This window comes from Shewanella rhizosphaerae (genome assembly GCF_019457655.1).
GTDB classification, from domain to species: domain Bacteria; phylum Pseudomonadota; class Gammaproteobacteria; order Enterobacterales; family Shewanellaceae; genus Shewanella; species Shewanella loihica.
The window spans coordinates 1445432-1463263 of sequence record NZ_CP080420.1 but is presented as its reverse complement, the minus strand read 5'-3'; the positions used below and the strand labels follow the sequence as shown (position 1 = coordinate 1463263).

Below are 17832 nucleotides of genomic sequence, written 5' to 3'. Positions count from 1 at the left end.
TAATTACGAACGGCTACGATAGTTAGGCGCTTCTTTGCTGATGGTCACGTCGTGAACGTGGGACTCACCCATACCCGCCGAGGTTACCTTCACAAACTCCGCCTTCTCATTAAGATCTTTAATAGTAGGACAACCTGTGAGGCCCATGCATGAACGTAGGCCGCCCATGTACTGGTGGATGATCTCCTTGAGCTTACCCTTATAAGGCACGCGACCCTCAATACCCTCGGGTACCAGCTTGTCGGCAGCGTTATCGCTCTGGAAGTAACGGTCAGAAGAACCTTGTGTCATGGCGCCCAGAGAGCCCATGCCGCGGTATGACTTGTAAGCACGGCCGTTGTATAGCTCGGTCTCACCTGGTGCCTCGTCGGTACCGGCGAACATAGAGCCCGCCATGATGCATGATGCACCGGCGGCCAGTGCCTTAGCCAGGTCGCCCGAGAAGCGGATACCGCCATCGGCGATAACTGGAATATCTAAGTGCTTAACTGCGGCTGCAGCGTCAGATACTGCGGTGATCTGCGGCACACCTACACCGGTGACGATACGAGTGGTACAGATAGAGCCAGGGCCAATACCGACCTTAACGGCGTTAACACCGGCCTCGACCAGTGCCAGGGCACCTTCGGCCGTTGCTACGTTACCACCGACGATCTGTAGATCTGGGTACTTGGCGCGCGTGTCGCGAATACGCTGCAATACGCCTTCAGAATGGCCGTGAGATGAATCGATAAGCAGTACGTCGATACCGGCTTTCACCAGGGCGTCGACACGGGCTTCGTTTCCGGCACCGGCACCTACGGCGGCGCCGACACGTAGACGACCCAACTCATCTTTACAGGCGTTTGGCTTCTCTTCCGCTTTTTGGAAATCTTTAACTGTGATCAGGCCTTTGAGTCTGAAGTCACCGTCGACGACCAGTACCTTCTCGACGCGGTGAGCGTGCATCAGCTTCTGCACTTCATCCAGCGGCGTGCCTTCAGGTACAGTCACCAGACGCTCTTTAGGCGTCATCACCTGATCGACGGTGCGAGACCAGTCGGTGATGAAACGTACGTCACGGCCCGTGATGATGCCCACCAACTCATTGGCTTCGTCAACCACAGGATAGCCCGCAAAGCCGTTCTTCTCGGTCAGGACTTTCAGCTGCTCAAGTGTGGTATTAGGCGTGACCGTTACAGGCTGCTGAACGATACCGGCTTCATAGATCTTTACTTGGCGAACTTGCTCGGCCTGCTGCTCTATGCTCATATTTTTATGGATAAAACCAATACCACCTTCCTGTGCCATAGCGATGGCAAGGCGCGCTTCAGTCACGGTATCCATGGCTGCAGACACGATAGGCATATTGAGTTCGATCTTTTGGGTTAAGCGAGTCTTGAGAACGGCAGTGTTAGGGAGTACGGTCGAGTGTGCAGGAACAAGCAACACATCATCAAAGGTTAGTGCTTCTTTTTTTAAACGTAGCATGGCAACATCTCCCCATGTAGGTGATATAAGAGGTAAAATATTGCGGCGGGATTATACCTTGCATATTGGGTCTGGTAAATGGAAAATAGTAAAAAAGTCGCTTTAGTAGCAAAAAACCTATGAAAATGCCGAAAAATAATGTTTACACCGTGTCGCGCCTCAACGGAGAAGTGAGGCAATTACTCGAAGGTGAACTGGGTAAAGTCTGGCTCGAAGCAGAAATATCCAATTTTTCGGCGCCCAGCTCGGGCCACTGGTATCTCACCCTCAAAGACAATTACGCCCAGATCCGCGCCGCCATGTTTAAGGGCCGCAATCGCGCCGTCACCTTCCGTCCGGCCAATGGCCAGCAGGTGTTGGTCAAGGGCGCCATCAGCGTCTATGAGCCCAGGGGCGACTATCAGCTGATCATCGACTCCATGCTCCCCGCCGGCGATGGCCTGCTGGCTCAGCAATATGAAGCCCTCAAGATGAAGCTGGCCGCCGAAGGCCTGTTTGCCGCTGACACCAAGCGGCCGCTGCCGAGTAACATTCAACGCATAGGGGTGGTCACCTCGGCCACGGGCGCGGCCATCAGAGACGTGCTGCATGTACTTAAGAGACGCGACCCATCCATCGAGGTGATCATCTACCCTAGCCAGGTACAGGGGGAGCACGCCGATAAGTCATTGTGTCATGCCATCATGCAGGCCAACGACAGGATGGAAGTAGATGTGCTGCTGCTCACCCGCGGCGGCGGATCCTTAGAAGATCTCTGGTGTTTCAACAGCGAAGCCCTGGCCCATACCATCTATAACAGCGCCCTGCCCGTAGTCTCGGCGGTGGGCCACGAGGTGGATACCACCATCAGCGACTATGTGGCCGACCTGCGTGCCCCTACTCCTTCGGCCGCGGCCGAGCTGCTATCCCAGGATGCGCTCAGCAAGGCCGACAAACTCAGGATGGCCATGACACGCCTCAAGCAGGGCTGGCAACACTATGGCCTGAAACAGGCCCAGCGTTTCAGCCAACTGCACCACAGGTTAGAGCGTCAGGATCCCAAGCGCCGCCTGCAGCAATATGAGCAGCGCTTCGACGAGCTGCAACTCAGGCTCGGCGCCGCCTTAACCGGTAAGCTGCATCAGATGGAGCGCCGCCAGCAATCGCTGCACGCCAGATTAAACCAGGTCTCTCCCAGCCATCAGCTCGCCTTGGCCGCCAGCCGTCTGACCCATCAGAACCAAAGATTACACAGCGCCATGCAGGCGAGACTCAACTCGGCAGAAAAGTCGCTGCAATATGCCGCTCACCAGCTGGAGACCGTCAGCCCACTGGCGACCCTGAGCCGTGGCTATAGCATTACACTCGACACCGAAGGCAAGGTGCTGCACAACGCGCAAGATATTCGCACTGGCGATCGCCTCACCACTAAGCTGGTCGATGGCGAGGTGCAATCGACCGTGATTTAACCCCTTCGACAAAAAAACGCCCTGGCGGGCGTTAAATAGAAAACCTAATAAAATCTGCAAATAAGCGCTAAAGTTAGCCTGAGCCTGTACTTGCCGAAGCTAACATAAGCGCTTAACACTAGATGCTTGAAGCTAGGCGCTTTAAACCTGACACTTAAAACCTGACACTTAAAACCTGACACTTAGAATCAGCCACTAGAAACCAGGCTCTTGATATCAGGCACTAGCCGCCTAGCAATAAGACATTACTTTCTAGGCCCCACAGGCACCATGATGTGCGCGTAGGGAGTGCCCTTCCACATCACATAGGGACCACCGGCATAAGGGTCTGTAGGCAGGCTGTCGAGCAAGGTGGGATCCGGCATGATGATCATCAGGTGCGGCCCTTCGACGATCCACTGATTGTCTTTGGTTTCGCCCTCGGCGTAGGGATCGGTGTTGCTCGCGCCACCATCACCGGCAAGCATATAGGAAATACCCACAGCCTTGGCCTGAAACGGCTTCTTGTTCATCCAGGCGTCGGCCCATTCCATCCAGGGCCCATCCATACACATGGGCGCCGTGCCTTGCAGACTAGGCGGGGTCGGGAAACAGGTATAGTCGACACTACCTTTTTGCAGGACATTATTGTCCCAGTCCATCACTGTGACCTTATCCCTCAGGGTCGGCGGCGCGGCATTGAGCGCGTCTTCCAGTAAGGCCTGTTTATCTGCGGCCTGAGCGGCGCCGGCCAAGAGAGCCAGCGTGGCGGCAAGCAGCAGGGGTTGTTGGTGTTTCATAACACTATCCTCAGGTGAGTTAAACTACCTTAATTACTGCACTCTTGAGTATAGTCGGCATCACTATAAAGACTCGATTTGCTTGCAATAGGTAGCTTATAAGACCGAAGAAAAGGGAATGGGCAGGATAAAAAACCGAGATAACAAAAAGGCCAGCACTAGGCTGACCTTTTTTAGTGAGACAGAGAAAGTTACTTCTTCTTGTCCTTGATATGACTCATCATGCGCTTGCGGCGACGCTCCTGGCTCACGGTGAGCTTCTTGGTGTTCAGGCCTTCGAACGGGTTGCCCCCTTCCTGGAAGCGTACCTGAATCGGCGTACCCATCACCTTGAGTGAGCGACGGTAGTAGTTCATCATGAAGCGCTTGTAAGAATCCGGCAGCTTCTTCACCTGGTTACCATGGATCACCACGATTGGCGGGTTGTAACCACCGGCGTGGGCGTATTTGAGCTTAACGCGGCGACCGTTCACCAGAGGCGGCTGGTGATCGTCCTGAGCCATCTGCATGATGCGGGTCAGCATAGAGGTGCTCACGCGGCGCGTCGCGCTCTCGTAGGCTTCCTCTACCGACTCGAACAGGTGACCCACACCCGTGCCGTGCAGCGCCGAGATGAAGTGAATACGGGCAAAATCGATAAAGCCCAGACGACGGTCGAGCTCGCTCTTCACGCGCTCTTTCACATCCTGATCGATACCGTCCCACTTATTCACCGCAATCACCAGGGCGCGCCCCGCGTTCAGGGCGAAGCCCAGTAGACCTAAGTCCTGCTCGGCGATCCCCTCGCGGGCATCGACCACCAAGAGCACCACGTTGGCATCTTCTACCGCCTTGAGGGTCTTGATCACAGAGAATTTCTCAACTGTCTCGTGCACCTTACTGCGACGACGCACACCCGCGGTGTCGATGATCACATATTCCTGACCGTCGCGCTCCAGCGGAATATAGATACTGTCACGGGTCGTGCCCGGCTCATCGTAAACCACGACGCGCTCTTCACCCAGAATACGGTTCGTCAGGGTCGACTTACCCACGTTAGGCTTACCGATAATCGCCAGCTTAATTGGCAAGTCCTGCAGACGCTGCTGCTCGGCCTCGGCCTCTTCCTCTGTGTATTGACGCTCGTCGGCTTCCTCTTCATCTTCGCCGTCACGGGTCAGCCCCATGGCTTCGGCGTAAGGGGTCAGCGCGTATTCGATCATGTTGGTCACACCGCGCCCCTGGGCGGCTGCCATCTGGTAGACCTCACCCAGGCCCAGGGCCCAGAACTCGCCACAGGCAGAGTCGGCGTCGATACCATCGACCTTGTTGGCTACCACGAAGGTGGTCTTCTCGCGGCGGCGTAAGTGCTCGGCGATCGCCTCGTCGGCGGCCGTCAGACCCGCACGGGCGTCGGTGAGGAAGAGCACCACATCGGCTTCTTCGATCGCCGCCAGCGACTGCTCGGCCATGCGGGTCTCGATCCCCTCTTCGGTGCCGTCGATACCGCCGGTATCCACCACGATAAATTCGTAACCAGATAGATGTGCACGACCATACTTACGATCCCGAGTCAGACCTGGGTAGTCAGCTACCAAGGCGTCTCTGGTGCGCGTAAGACGATTGAACAGGGTCGACTTACCTACGTTTGGTCGGCCTACCAGGGCCACAACTGGAATCATTTTTTTGCCTCTAATCTACAAATCTATCTGAATATCTTAAATAAAAAGCCCCCAGCACAAGGTCCAGGGGCTTTAAAAACTGTTAAAGCTCGCCTTAGGGAAGCGTAATTCTTGCTACCTTGCCGCCGCGACTCTGGACGTAGATCTTATCATCTATTACCAGTGGCTGGCTAAATAAACCTGAACTATCCACTTCGACGCGGCCCACCAGCTTACCTGAGGCGCGATCGATGAAATGCAGATAGCCTTCGAAGTCGCCCACCACCAGGTAGTCTTTGAAGACCACTGGCGAGGTCAATTCGCGGTTTGTCAGCTCGCTGTTGCTCCAGCTTTCCAAGCCGTTACGCTTATCGACCGCATACACACGACCGTGGTCATCGACCAGGTAAAGGTTCAGACCGGCCGAAGCCAACTCGTTGAAGCTAGAATATTTACGGCTCCAGACCACACGGCCTGTACGCAGCTCCATGGAGACCAGGTTTCCGTTGTAGCTCACCGCGTAGATGTTCTCGCCCACGATAAGTGGCTTCATATCCACGTCGGCCATACGGGTAAACTCGTTACCCCCTTTTGGCGTATAGATAGGCTGCTCCCAGGCGGCCTGACCGTTGCTTTTCACCACAACCGCGACCTTGCCATCGGCGGTGCCGACGAAGAAGCCACCGGCCTCATAGGCGGCTGAACCTGTGCCCCTTAGGGTCAGGGTTGGCAACTTGCTCTCATAGACCCACAGCTGTTTGCCGTCATCGACGTTATAGGCTTCAAGGGCGCCTGTACTGGTGTGCACCACCACCACATCTTCGCCCACAGTTGGCGCCGACAGCAGCTCACCGCCTGCGGTCACATGCCAGACCATCTCGCCGGTTTCGGCATCGACGGCGCCCAGCAGGCCACTCTCACCACCGAAGAACACCTTGTTACGAGCAGCGGTAATGCCTGAGGAGAGACGCGCGCCCTTGTTCTTAGACAAGGCGCCCTCTTTGAACCAAGAGCTGATCTCCAGCGACCAAACCTGCTCGCCTGTGGCTTCGTCGTAGGCGGCAACTTCACCGTAACGATCCATAACGAATAGCTTGCCGTAGCGCACCGCCGGACGGATCTTAGAGTAGTAATCACCCACACCACTGCCGACAGAGGCACTCCAGCTCACCTCGGGGAAGACGCTCGCCTCGATCTGCGGCAGCGGGCTTACCGGCTCTTCCTCAACATCGTTAGAAGAACAGGCCGACAGCAACCCCAGGCTCAAGCTGCAAGCCAGTAATGTTTTGCACCAAGACTTCATGGGCAGCTTCCTTATGCCTTGTTCAGGTTATCTAGCTTCATCTGTAAGGCTGGGCTTGAAGTCGCTCCGCCATTGTCCAGTGCTGACTGATAGGCGCTCTTTGCCTTGTCGGTATCGCCTTGGCGTACCAGGAAATCACCTTTTAATTCATCACGCTGTACGGCAAACGAAGGCGTGTTAAGCTGCTCCAGAGTTGCCAGTGCCGTTGCCAGCTGACCTTGCTCTGCCTGCACGCGGGCAAGACGCAATGTCGCAACCGCAACCAGACCTTCTTCAGGCTTGCTGACCAAGATCTGCTTAAGGGCCTGCTCGGCCTTATCCAGCTCACCGGCTTCTACCGCGGCCTTGGCCACGATAAGTTGTAGTAGTGCCTGATAGCCCTGCTGACCGTCGTGGTCTTTAGCAAAGCTCTCTGCAGCCGCCAGCATGCTTGAATCGGTTTTGACCGAGTTGCTGATAGTTTGGAAGGCTTCAGAGGCTTCTTCTGCCTGAGCCACCTTATAATCTGAATAGTAGTTCCAGCTGTAAAGGCCACCCAGGCCTACCACTGCACCTATGACAATCGAGTTGCCATAGTCTTTCCAGAACTGTTTGATAGCATCGACTTGTTGTTCTTCTGTGCTATAAATTTCCACGTTTCTCTTCCTCTTTAAATCAGTTCTGCAACGTAAGCTGCTAACGAATCCTGTGCAACCAATTCTTGTTCTTTCTCTTCACGCAGATATTTAAGCGCCACCTGACCATTGGCCAGTTCAGTCTCGCCGATCACTATGGCAAGCTTGGCGCCGCTCTTATCGGCACGTTTCATCTGCTTCTTGAAGTTACCGCCTCCGCAGTGACTCATCACCTTAAGGCCGTCAACTTCACGTAACTGCTGCGCCACCTTGATGGCCGCCACACGGCAATCATCGCCCATGGCCGTAACATACACATCCACCGGACCCGATACATCGTCGGTCAGCGCCAGCGTCTCCAGCATCAATACGATGCGCTCGAGCCCCATGGCAAAACCTACCGCCGGGGTGTCTTTACCGCCAAGCTGACCGACCAGGCCGTCGTAACGACCACCGGCCAATACTGTGCCTTGGGCACCCAGGCTGTCGGTGACCCACTCGAATACGGTGCGGTTATAGTAATCTAAACCGCGCACCAGACGAGGGTTAATTTCGTATTGGATGCCAACAGCTTCAAGTAGTTCACACAAATGTGCAAAATGGCCGCGACTTTCTTCGCCAAGGTAATCCATCAGCGCCGGAGCATCACCCAGCAGCGCCTGCACATCTGGGTTCTTGCTGTCCAGTACGCGCAGCGGATTTGAATACATGCGGCGCTGGCTGTCTTCGTCCAGCTTCTCCTTGTGCTGCTCCAGGAAGGCGACTAGGGCGTCACGGTAGGCCGCACGCTCCTGTGCATCCCCAAGGGTGTTCAGCTCAAGCTTCACATGCTCGCTGATCCCCAGCTTCTGCCACAGGCGGTGGGACATCATCAGGACTTCGGCGTCGATATCTGCCGAGGCGATACCATAGACCTCGACACCGAACTGGTTAAATTGACGGTAGCGCCCCTTCTGTGGACGCTCGTGGCGGAACATGGGGCCCATGTACCACAGACGCTGCTCTTGATTGTAAAGCAGGCCGTGCTCGTTACCCGCACGCACGGTAGAGGCAGTGCCTTCAGGGCGCAGCGTCAGCAGATCGCCATTGCGATCGGCAAAGGTATACATCTCTTTCTCGACGATATCTGTCACTTCGCCGATGGAACGTTTGAACAGGTCGGTACTCTCCACGATAGGAGTGCGGATCTCGCTGTAACCATAGGCCGCAACGGTATCACGCAACACTGCTTCTAGTTTTTGCCATAGCGGGCTCTGGGTCGGCAGAATATCGTTCATTCCGCGAATCGCTTGAATCTGTTTTGCCACTGTATCAACTCGTCCGAAATTTAGCTGTAAAAAATAAAAAAGCGCCTCGCATTATAGGCGCATCAACAATAAACGCAAAACCGGCGCGGCGCGCCAGTGAGCTGCGCCACAAACGGGGCTAAAAGCCCCATCTTCTGCGCAGCAAGCAAAGGGTTATTCCGTGATATCGGTTGTCGGAATACGCGCGTCGACGCTGGCGACCTTGGCGCGGATCTTCGCCTCGAGCTGATCGACGATATGCTCGTTATCGAAACGCTCTTTTTGACGCACACCGTCGTCATAGTAACCGCTCTTACGATTACCGCCAGTCAGGCCAATATCGGATACCAGGGCTTCGCCCGGACCATTGACCACACAACCTATGATAGAGACATCCATAGGAGTCACCACATCTTCCAGGCGACGCTCGAGCTCATTCACCGTAGCTATCACATCGAACTCCTGGCGGGAGCAAGATGGGCAGGCGATGAAGTTGATTCCGCGTGAGCGAATACGCAGGGATTTGAGGATGTCGAAACCGACCTTGATCTCCTCAACGGGATCGGCGGCCAGCGAGATACGCAGGGTGTCGCCAATCCCTTCGGCCAGCAACATGCCAAGGCCAACGGCCGACTTCACGGCGCCGGCGCGGGCGCCACCGGCCTCGGTGATGCCAAGGTGCAGCGGCTGCTTGATCTGTTTGGCCAGCAGACGGTATGACTCCACCGCCAGGAAGACATCTGATGCCTTCACACTCACCTTAAACTGATCGAAATTGAGTCTGTCGAGAATATCCACATGGCGCATGGCCGATTCCAGCAAGGCCTGCGGCGTCGGCTCCTTGTACTTGTCCATCAGATCTTTCTCTAATGAACCACCGTTAACACCGATACGAATCGGGATATTCTTGTCGCGGGCACATTCCACCACGCTGCGAATGCGCTCTTCGTTGCCTATGTTGCCCGGATTGATACGCAGACAATCCACGCCGTATTCCGCCACTTTCAGGGCGATACGGTAATCGAAATGGATATCGGCAACCAAGGGGACCTTAGTCTGCTGCTTGATCACCTTGAACGCCTCGGCGGCATCCATGGTGGGCACAGAGACACGTACGATATCGGCGCCGACATTCTCCAGCGCGCGGATCTGAGCCACCGTGGCCTCCACATCTGTGGTGCGGGTGTTGGTCATAGATTGCACGGCGATTGGCGCGCCATCACCGATGGGCACATCGCCCACATAGATGCGTGTCGAAGGGCGGCGAATGATTGGGGACTCGTTGTACATCTTAATTCACTCTTTTACTTCAAAGATTGACGGCGCTACCGACCGTCAGTCTGGCAACTCGGCCACTGGGATACTTGGCCAAATCAACTTGTTCACCATTGAGACGCATGGTCAGCGACTGAGGCGCCCCCAATATAACCTTAAACGGCGCCTGACCAAAGACATTCATCTCTTTGCCTGCCAGCTTGAGGCCATTGACCAGCACCTTGCCGTCGGCATCGGTCACCTTGATCCAGCAATCACCACTCAGGCTCAGGGCCAACACGGCATCGTCTGCGCTCTTAAGGGGTTCATCTGCTTGGGAATTTGAGTTAGTCACTTCCAGCGCTACGCCAGTCTCAGGTGTCGAGCCAGCCTCGGATGGCAGGTCTTCAGCCTGTTCGCCTGTCAGCTGTGCATTGGTAGATTCCTCCGCCACTGCTCGATCAGGCACTGATTGCTCTCTTGGCATCTCGATACCTGTGCCCGCCTGTGGGTCTTGAGCTAGCATAGGCTCAGACGAGGCCGGCAGGGTCGAGAGCTCGGCGGTCTCTTCCACCGACGGCTTGGAAAGGTCCAGATCGGCCACCATGGCGGACTTTTGTACCCACCAGAGTACCAACAAGGCCAACAAGACGAAGATGATGAGATAAGTCACCAGCATCAGGCGGCCATCTCTGGCCTGGCGCGTGGTCTTGCGGGAGAAACTCTGCATGGTAGGCGCGCTGACCACAGGAAAGCTTTCGGCAAGGTAGGCGTCCACCTTGGCCATCTCCAGCCCCAGGATACGGGCATAATTCTTCACATAGCCTTTGACATAGGTCGCCGACGCTATGTTGTCATAGTTGTCCGCCTCGAGATCTTGAACAATCGATGGGCGCAGATTGAGTTGCTCGGCCACGCTGGCTAAAGTCATCTGGCGCGACTCACGCGCCGCCTTTAACCACTGGCCCAGTGTTTCACCGGCTTCCTTTGGTTTCTCAGCATCATCCTTGAGCATATCGATTTGATTATCAGTCATTAGTGCATGCTTGCTCTATACTGCTTGGCCTCATTGGAAGCGGGAAACTTAGCCAGGAGAAGAATGCCAAATTTTCTCATCGCTTCAGGGTCATTTAGGCCTTGCTCAATTTTAATTCCCAACGCCAGACTCTGAGCCGATTCGGGCACTACTCTATGGTAACGCGCCAAGCCTTTCTTGGCGGCGGAGTAGTTCCCCAGATCCAATTCGATCTCAGACAGTTCTAATAGGGAGTTGGCACGACGCGGGTCATAGTTGAGTGCCATCTCGAAGTAGCGTTGTGCTTTTTGCAGGTCACCCGACTTACGGCTACAGATCCCCAGGTTCTCATAGCTGGAGGCCGAACGGGTGTATTTGGGCATTTTTACCGCCCGAAGAAACATCTCTTCGGCTTGATCATACTTTGCCTGCTGGCAGAGAAACACGCCGAAGTTATTCATGGAGTCGCCGCTGGCATCGCTGGCGTTGATGGCGTTACGATACGCCTTCTCGGTCAGCTCTAATTCACCAACCGATTGATAGTAATAGGCTAATGCCACGTGTACATCTTCGATGTTAGGCGCAAACTCGAGCGCCTTATCCAGGTTGTACTTGGCTTGTTCGCTGTTGCCTTTCTGCAGATAGGTCAGACCCAGCTGCACCCGTTGGCGGGCGGCAGAAACATTGTCGAAGGTACGCTCTTGAACGGGCACATCTGTGCCACTGTAAGTTCTTTCAGTCACGCATCCTGACATCAGCGCCGAGGTCAGGATGACTAACAGGGTCAATGTTGGCTTTTTGCTTAACATTCGCAAGCCTATCTAGTAGCAGATACAATAAGTTAGTTTATTGTGACTGAAATCTGACTATCTTGCATGCGTTTTTTCGCTAAACGTTTGGTTCGGTCGCGAATATCACCGGCTAACTGGCCACAGGCCGCGTCAATATCGTCTCCGCGGGTCTTACGAACAATCACCGTCAGACCGTATTCCATCAACACCTTAGAGAATCTGTCGATACGTGAGTTCGATGAACGCCCGTATGGGGACCCAGGATAAGGGTTAAAAGGGATCAGGTTGATCTTACAAGGGGTATCCTTCATCAACTTGGCCAGCTCATGTGCCTGATCTGTGCTGTCGTTGATATGATCAAGCATCACATATTCCAGGGTCACGCGGCCACGGTTGGCATTGGACTTAGCCAGGTAACGACGGATCGCCGCCAGAAACTCCTGCAGCGGATACTTCTTGTTGACCGGTACCAGCACATCACGCAGCTCATCGTTTGGCGCGTGAATACTTACCGCCAGGGCCACATCCAGGTTATCACCCAAGATATCCAGCGCAGGCACCACGCCCGAGGTAGACACGGTCACGCGGCGCTTAGAAAGGCTAAAGCCGAAGTCATCCAGCATAATATCGATAGCCGGCATAACGTTTTTCAGGTTCAGCAGCGGCTCACCCATGCCCATCATCACCACATTGGAGATAGGACGCTCGCCGGTCTCTTTCTGGAAACCGAGGAAATGGGATACGCGCCAGATCTGGCCGACAATCTCAGACACGGTAAGGTTACGGTTAAAGCCCTGCTGGGCGGTCGAGCAGAAGGTACACTCAAGGGCGCAACCAACCTGAGAAGAGACACACAGGGTGGCACGGTCCTCTTCTGGGATGTAGACGGTTTCAACTTCTTGGCCATTTCCCACGTTGATGGCGAACTTGATGGTGCCATCGGCAGACTTCTGATAGCTGGAGATCTCAGGGGCCACCACCTCACAACGGGCGGCCAGTTTGGCACGTAACACCTTGTTGATGTTGGTCATCTGTTCGAAGTCACTGACGCCAAAATGGTAAAGCCACTTCATCAATTGATCGGCACGGAAAGGCTTTTCACCCATCTCGGTAAATAGCGCTCTCAATCCCTTACGATCGAGATCCAATAAATTGATCTTTTTTTCACTCATTTTGACTAACCTCAACACCAAAACCTGCCACAGGGCGGCGAATTATACAGATATCAATAAATTTTAGCCAGTAAGGAAATAGACTATGCTAGAATCCCTCCCAAGCTAATATTGGCTTGCTACTTGGAGTTGTTTTACCTCCCCCATGATAACCCTTATTGTTATTGTCTTTGTCGCTATCGGGATCTCTTTTCTCTGTAGTGTATTCGAAGCCGTGCTTCTGTCTGTTACCCCTAGCTTTATCGCGAACCTGAAAGAAACCCATCCCGCGGCGGCCGAGCGTTTGAGCCACCAAAAGGAGAATGTGGAATCGCCACTGGTCTCTATCTTGACCCTGAACACTATCGCCCATACCGTGGGTGCCGCTGTTGCCGGTGCGCAGGCCGCAAAGGTGTTTGGCGATGAGATGCTGGGTGTATTCTCGGGCGTGCTGACCTTCTTGATCCTCTTCTTCTCCGAGATCATCCCCAAGACACTGGGCGCAAACTACTGGCGCAGCCTGGCTCCGAGTGTGTCTCTGGTACTACTGTGGATGGAGCGCATCACTAGGCCGCTGATCTGGATGTCACAGCAGGTGACTCGCAAGCTGGGTAAAGGCGACGATGGCCAATACATTCGCCAGGAGATGAGCGCCATGGCCAAGATAGGCCATGAATCGGGTGAGCTGGATGAGCAGGAATCTATGATCCTGACGCAGATGCTGTCGGTCAAGGAGATGCCGGTTACCGCCATCATGACGCCGAGAACCGTGATGTTCAGCGTGCCAGCGTCAATGACTCAAACCGAGTTTGCCAAGCTGCATAAGAAGAGCCCCTTTACCCGTATTCCGGTTTTCGATGGCGATCGCGACAATATCGTGGGTTATGTCAACCGCAACACCATCCTGTTGTCGGAGCGGGACACGCCTCAGGCGCCTATTTCGGCGGTGCGTCGTAACTTGGTTATCGTGCCAGAAACGGCCAAGATATTGCCGCTGTTCCAGCTGATGATTAAGCGCAACACCAAGATCGCCATGGTGGTGGACGAGTACGGCAGTGGCCACGGTATAGTCACCCTGGAAGATATCATCGAGTCCCTGCTGGGCCTTGAGATTGTCGACAGCAACGACCCTGTGACCGACATGCAGCAGTTAGCGAGACGCCTGTGGAAACGCCGCATGACTCACAAGGGGATACGCATCTCGGATGAGGGCTCGTCGGAAGATGACGAAGCGCCGAAGAGCGAGCAACCAGAGGCCAGCGTCTCTGAGACAGAACCTCTGGGTAAGGTGAGCAAATAACCCAAATAACTTAAGTACTGAGCCGATATAAATTAGCAGCTCATTAAATACTTAAGAAAAGTTAACTAAGGGAAGCGAATGCTTCCCTTTTTCATTAACCCCTGCTGAGGTATACTTGCCCGCTTCACAGATGGAGCCTACATGACCAACAGATATTCGCTCAAGCTTGCACACATCAACGACACCCACTCTCACTTCGATCCTTCACGCGTTCAATTTCTGCTCACCCATGAGCAACAAAGTTATGAGGTCTATAGCCATAGCGGTGGCTATGCCAGGATCGGCTATCAGGTGCAGCAGGCGCGTCAGCAAGCGGTAGATGCCGGGCAAGATTTTCTGTTTCTGCATGGGGGCGACAGCTTTCAGGGCACTCTCTACTTCAATCAGTTTAAGGGGGTCGCCAACGCCGATCTGCTCAACCGTCTCGCGCCAGATGCCATGGTGCTGGGCAACCATGAGATAGACGCAGGCAATCAACCGGTAAAACGGTTTCTCGATACCATTAACTTCCCGCTACTCGCCGGCAACATGGATCTCAGCCAGGAAGATCCCCTAAAGCAAGATAGACTCGCCGGCCACCCCAAGCTATTTGACTATATTCCCGAGCGCCAGATGGCCAAGGTGCTGCTAAAGCCCCTGGGCAACAAGCAGATCGCCATCATAGGGATCACCCTAGATCAGATGAAAGAGATCGCCAGGCCAGATGAAGATACCCATTTTGCCAACGCCATCGCGACCACAGCCAATACGGTAGCCAAACTCAAGGCCGACGGCATAGATCATATCTTGGTGCTGAGCCATCTAGGTTGGGATAAGGATAAAGAATTAGCCAGAGAAGTCCCCGGCATCAGCCTGATCGTCGGCGGTCACTCACATACCCTACAGGGCGATTTCAGCGCTATCGGCATCAACGCCCTGCCCTATGGCTATCGCGTGGAAGACACTCCTATTTTGCATGCAGGCAAGTACGCCGAAACCCTGGGGCTGTGCGACATCGAATTTGACGACAAGGGGCGTGTTACAAAGCTTGCCGGACACAACTACTTCATGCTCGATGAACATCTGATCATCGAAGGGGAGCAAGAGGTCACCGCCGCGACCTACAACGCGCTGAAGCAGCAGCTCATGGCGCATCCAGGCGTGCTGTGGAATGAAGGATTGTGGGATGAAGAGCTAAGCGAGATCAATCAGGTGATCGCCCAGCGCTATCGCCCGGCCATCGACGCGCTGGAGCACCAGGTGCTGGGATTTGTGCCGAAAAACTTGATCCACACCCGCCTGCCGAGCAAGGCGCTGCCCCATGGTAGCGAGATCGCCCCCTGGGTCTGCAAGAGCATCTATCATGAGACCCGCAGACTCGAGCTTCAGGTGGATTTTGCCCTGCACAATGCCGGCGGCGTTAGACAGTCGCTCAATAAGGGCACAGTGACCATGGCCGACGTGCTAGGACGCCTGCTGCCCTTCGCCCTACCCCTGGTGAAATATCGCATCTTGGGTCGCTACCTTTATCAGACCCTGGAGTCGGCCATCAACTCGGCCACCAACAACAGCATTACCGGCACGGGCGCCGGCAGCTTCCCCTACACCTATGGCCTCAAATATTGTTATGACGGTAGGCAGCCGCTGGGCACCCGCATCCTCCAATTGGAGATCTTGACGGAAATTGCCGGCGAGATGCAGTGGCACAGCGTGATGCCTGACCGCATGTATAGCGGGGTATCCTCGGCCTATACGGCATCGGGCAAGGAAGGCTATCAGGACCTGCTCAGAGCCGAACAACAGGAATCGATTGAGGCGCTCACCCTGCCCCAGGCCTTCATCCGCTACATGCAGCGCGAAGAAGGGCTCCACGGCATCATGCCGCCCCATGTGTTGTATACCAGTCACCTGGAAGGCCTGTAGCTAGATCCAAATCAGAATTAAGTTAGGCCTGAAAACTCGGGGACGTTATAGGCTTGCTTAACAGGCTTGTCTGAGTGCATAGCAAGGCTAATGCAGAAAGGCCATATAGGGAGATTAAGTAGACAGACTTAAGTAGGGAGACCTAAATAGGAGAGCTATTTAGCTTGGCTAGGCCTGAGACTTCACCAGATAGTAGGCCATAAATATTTGGCCTGCCTTTTCCTGATATCGCTTGTGCCGCAGAGTAAACCCCTCGGCCAAAAACAGTGGCCGCGACAGGCTAGAGGCATCGACGCTCAGCTCGAGCATCCCCTGCGCCGCCGACCATGACACAAGCTGGCGTAGCAGTTGACGCGCGATCCCCTGCCCCCGATATTCAGGGTGCATATAGAGACTGTCGATATATCCTCGCGAGGCATAGTGAGTCTCCACATTGATGAAGCCGACGCAGCGCGGTAGCCCGCTAATTAGGCTTTCTGTGTCGACGGCTAACCAGGCCTGTGAGCGGGTCAGGCGTTTATGCCAGTGATAGCCAGAGCGCGGCGCCCTCGACCAGGCCCACTTCTGCGCCTCACTGTAATGGGTCTCGTCAATCGCCCGCACCGCCAGATGATAGACCTCACTGACCTGAGTGCTATATCCCTTACGGTAGGGAATTATCTTAATCATTGTGTAATCAAATCTCGCAGAGTGGCTTTTGCCAAGAGATACTGGCCGAGTAATACTGGCCGAATGACCCTGGCCGAATGACATTGGCCGAATGACGCTGGCCGCTACCAGTCCTTTGCCACGAAAAATAGCAAACTGACTTATCGTAAATTGCAGCTTATATTAGTCGTCCATCGGGCAAAAAAATAGTGCCGATAACATGTTAGCGGCACTATCTATTATGTTTAGCTCTTATGTTGGGTCAGGCCGCATGGCCATCCGAGTTACTTCTTGTCGATGCGACCCACAAATAGCAGTTCGTCGAAGGTGCGGTTAAGCGTCTTGCTGGTAAAGTCATTCATCCACATCTGCTCTTGAACGACAACTACGTCACCTTTTTTCACCTCGGCCTGAGGTCCGGCCGCCCAGAAGGTCTTGTCGGCTTCTTTGATCTGAACATAGGTATAACCGCCACCGTTCATGGTATCGATCACTGTGCCCTGATGCACTACACCAGCCGCCCAGGCACTCGAGATCCCCAGGGCTAAGGTGGCCGCAGCGGCTAAACGAACTAATTTAGTTATCATTGTCATTCCTTAAGTGTTTGCCTTTAACCCCTGCATTAAAACATGGCCTTTGCCATAAATCTCTACCCGGCGTACCTAAAACAGCATTCAATGAATCAGTTTTAGATCAAGCTCTCATTCCCGAGTTTTATCCTTGGTCGCGCGGAACTAATAACGGCTTGAGCATGCCCTCGAGGCCATTGAGCTTCACCTCGTAGATGAGTGCCAGCTGCTGCCCCAACTTGCCCTCGGGGAAGCCTTTACTGTGAAACCAGACTAAATAGGGCTCTGGCAGCTCGAGTAAGCGTAATCCCGCATATTTACCAAAGGGCATTTTTTGATTAATCGCCTCGATTAAGGCCTGTTGATCCATCTTAACTATCCTAACTTAACTATCCTAAATGGCTATCGGAAGGTGTGCAGGGCCCAGCTTACGTGACCTCTGGCGCCAAACCAAGTGCTCTGAATAAAAAGTGCTTTGGATAGAAAGGAGCTTAATATAACTAGCAGTAACACTTGTTCATTTCCCGCGCGCCGCCTTGAAACATAAGGTAAATTTCCTTAGAGGCAAGACAACCAAGTTCAAAGTTTTAGTCATTACACATATAACATTTAGAAATATAAAAATTAAATAATAGCAATTTTTGAAATAAAAGTAGGGTGAA

At 54.1% G+C, this 17832-nt stretch carries 16 protein-coding genes; 3 read left to right on the top strand and 13 right to left on the bottom strand.

The features are described 5' to 3' along the window. Nucleotides 1-3: 3 nt before the first annotated feature. A complete protein-coding gene (guaB, locus tag K0I63_RS06520) occupies nucleotides 4-1470 on the bottom strand; it encodes an IMP dehydrogenase (protein ID WP_011865099.1) in 1467 nt (488 codons plus the stop codon). A 119-nt stretch (nucleotides 1471-1589) separates the two neighbouring features. On the opposite strand from guaB, the gene xseA reads away from it, so the two are divergent. Then, complete coding sequence (gene xseA / locus K0I63_RS06515) at nucleotides 1590-2918, top strand: exodeoxyribonuclease VII large subunit (RefSeq protein ID WP_220082914.1); 1329 nt, start codon at nucleotides 1590-1592, stop codon at nucleotides 2916-2918. 245 nt (nucleotides 2919-3163) lie between these two features. Here xseA and K0I63_RS06510 read toward each other — a convergent pair whose 3' ends face one another. The 9 genes from K0I63_RS06510 to rlmN form a co-directional block, all read right to left on the bottom strand. After that, nucleotides 3164-3697 carry a hypothetical protein gene (locus tag K0I63_RS06510; protein ID WP_220082913.1) on the bottom strand — a complete coding sequence of 178 codons (534 nt, stop codon included), beginning with the start codon at nucleotides 3695-3697 and terminating at the stop codon, nucleotides 3164-3166. A gap of 191 nt (nucleotides 3698-3888) precedes the next feature. Continuing rightward, on the bottom strand, nucleotides 3889-5358 hold the full coding sequence (der, locus tag K0I63_RS06505; protein WP_220044696.1) for a ribosome biogenesis GTPase Der: 1470 nt from the start codon (nucleotides 5356-5358) through the stop codon (nucleotides 3889-3891). 94 nt (nucleotides 5359-5452) lie between these two features. Next, on the bottom strand, nucleotides 5453-6640 hold the full coding sequence (bamB, locus tag K0I63_RS06500; protein ID WP_011865095.1) for an outer membrane protein assembly factor BamB: 1188 nt from the start codon (nucleotides 6638-6640) through the stop codon (nucleotides 5453-5455). Nucleotides 6641-6651: 11 nt separating this feature from the next. Next, entirely contained in the window at nucleotides 6652-7275 is a 624-nt protein-coding gene (locus K0I63_RS06495) for a tetratricopeptide repeat protein (protein WP_220082912.1), read from the bottom strand. 14 nt (nucleotides 7276-7289) lie between these two features. Beyond that, nucleotides 7290-8561 carry a histidine--tRNA ligase gene (gene hisS / locus K0I63_RS06490; protein WP_220082911.1) on the bottom strand — a complete coding sequence of 424 codons (1272 nt, stop codon included), beginning with the start codon at nucleotides 8559-8561 and terminating at the stop codon, nucleotides 7290-7292. A 153-nt stretch (nucleotides 8562-8714) separates the two neighbouring features. Continuing rightward, nucleotides 8715-9830 carry a flavodoxin-dependent (E)-4-hydroxy-3-methylbut-2-enyl-diphosphate synthase gene (gene ispG / locus K0I63_RS06485; protein WP_011865092.1) on the bottom strand — a complete coding sequence of 372 codons (1116 nt, stop codon included), beginning with the start codon at nucleotides 9828-9830 and terminating at the stop codon, nucleotides 8715-8717. Between the two features lie 19 nt (nucleotides 9831-9849). Beyond that, nucleotides 9850-10830, bottom strand: a complete 981-nt coding sequence (locus K0I63_RS06480) for a RodZ domain-containing protein (RefSeq protein WP_220082910.1) — start codon at nucleotides 10828-10830, stop codon at nucleotides 9850-9852. Beyond that, nucleotides 10830-11618, bottom strand: a complete 789-nt coding sequence (gene pilW, locus K0I63_RS06475) for a type IV pilus biogenesis/stability protein PilW (RefSeq protein ID WP_011865090.1) — start codon at nucleotides 11616-11618, stop codon at nucleotides 10830-10832. The genes K0I63_RS06480 and pilW overlap by 1 nt, the downstream gene beginning before the upstream one ends. A 32-nt stretch (nucleotides 11619-11650) precedes the next feature. After that, nucleotides 11651-12772, bottom strand: a complete 1122-nt coding sequence (rlmN, locus tag K0I63_RS06470; RefSeq protein ID WP_144203467.1) for a dual-specificity RNA methyltransferase RlmN — start codon at nucleotides 12770-12772, stop codon at nucleotides 11651-11653. A 145-nt stretch (nucleotides 12773-12917) separates the two neighbouring features. Here rlmN and K0I63_RS06465 point away from each other — a divergent pair, with 145 nt between their 5' ends. Further along, nucleotides 12918-14051, top strand: a complete 1134-nt coding sequence (locus tag K0I63_RS06465; protein ID WP_220082909.1) for a CNNM domain-containing protein — start codon at nucleotides 12918-12920, stop codon at nucleotides 14049-14051. 141 nt (nucleotides 14052-14192) lie between these two features. Then, a complete protein-coding gene (locus K0I63_RS06460) occupies nucleotides 14193-15953 on the top strand; it encodes a bifunctional metallophosphatase/5'-nucleotidase (RefSeq protein WP_220082908.1) in 1761 nt (586 codons plus the stop codon). Nucleotides 15954-16121: 168 nt separating this feature from the next. Here K0I63_RS06460 and K0I63_RS06455 read toward each other — a convergent pair whose 3' ends face one another. The 3 genes from K0I63_RS06455 to K0I63_RS06445 form a co-directional block, all read right to left on the bottom strand. Beyond that, entirely contained in the window at nucleotides 16122-16622 is a 501-nt protein-coding gene (locus tag K0I63_RS06455) for a GNAT family N-acetyltransferase (RefSeq protein WP_220082907.1), read from the bottom strand. Between the two features lie 263 nt (nucleotides 16623-16885). Then, a complete protein-coding gene (locus K0I63_RS06450) occupies nucleotides 16886-17188 on the bottom strand; it encodes an NrfJ (protein WP_220082906.1) in 303 nt (100 codons plus the stop codon). A gap of 127 nt (nucleotides 17189-17315) precedes the next feature. Continuing rightward, nucleotides 17316-17540: a DUF3820 family protein gene (locus tag K0I63_RS06445; protein WP_220082905.1), complete on the bottom strand. Its 225-nt coding sequence runs from the start codon at nucleotides 17538-17540 to the stop codon at nucleotides 17316-17318. Nucleotides 17541-17832: the final 292 nt, after the last annotated feature.

Bases quoted from the DNA above. Each gene is read 5' to 3' on its own strand.
- K0I63_RS06465 (WP_220082909.1), top strand. From the start codon at position 12,918: ATGATAACCCTTATTGTTATTGTCTTTGTCGCTATCGGGATCTCTTTT.
- K0I63_RS06460 (WP_220082908.1), top strand. From the start codon at position 14,193: ATGACCAACAGATATTCGCTCAAGCTTGCACACATCAACGACACCCAC.
- K0I63_RS06445 (WP_220082905.1), bottom strand. From the start codon at position 17,540: ATGGATCAACAGGCCTTAATCGAGGCGATTAATCAAAAAATGCCCTTT.
- pilW (WP_011865090.1), bottom strand. From the start codon at position 11,618: ATGTTAAGCAAAAAGCCAACATTGACCCTGTTAGTCATCCTGACCTCG.
- bamB (WP_011865095.1), bottom strand. From the start codon at position 6,640: ATGAAGTCTTGGTGCAAAACATTACTGGCTTGCAGCTTGAGCCTGGGG.
- K0I63_RS06455 (WP_220082907.1), bottom strand. From the start codon at position 16,622: ATGATTAAGATAATTCCCTACCGTAAGGGATATAGCACTCAGGTCAGT.
- rlmN (WP_144203467.1), bottom strand. From the start codon at position 12,772: ATGAGTGAAAAAAAGATCAATTTATTGGATCTCGATCGTAAGGGATTG.
- guaB (WP_011865099.1), bottom strand. From the start codon at position 1,470: ATGCTACGTTTAAAAAAAGAAGCACTAACCTTTGATGATGTGTTGCTT.
- xseA (WP_220082914.1), top strand. From the start codon at position 1,590: ATGAAAATGCCGAAAAATAATGTTTACACCGTGTCGCGCCTCAACGGA.
- K0I63_RS06450 (WP_220082906.1), bottom strand. From the start codon at position 17,188: ATGATAACTAAATTAGTTCGTTTAGCCGCTGCGGCCACCTTAGCCCTG.
- ispG (WP_011865092.1), bottom strand. From the start codon at position 9,830: ATGTACAACGAGTCCCCAATCATTCGCCGCCCTTCGACACGCATCTAT.
- K0I63_RS06510 (WP_220082913.1), bottom strand. From the start codon at position 3,697: ATGAAACACCAACAACCCCTGCTGCTTGCCGCCACGCTGGCTCTCTTG.
- der (WP_220044696.1), bottom strand. From the start codon at position 5,358: ATGATTCCAGTTGTGGCCCTGGTAGGCCGACCAAACGTAGGTAAGTCG.
- K0I63_RS06480 (WP_220082910.1), bottom strand. From the start codon at position 10,830: ATGACTGATAATCAAATCGATATGCTCAAGGATGATGCTGAGAAACCA.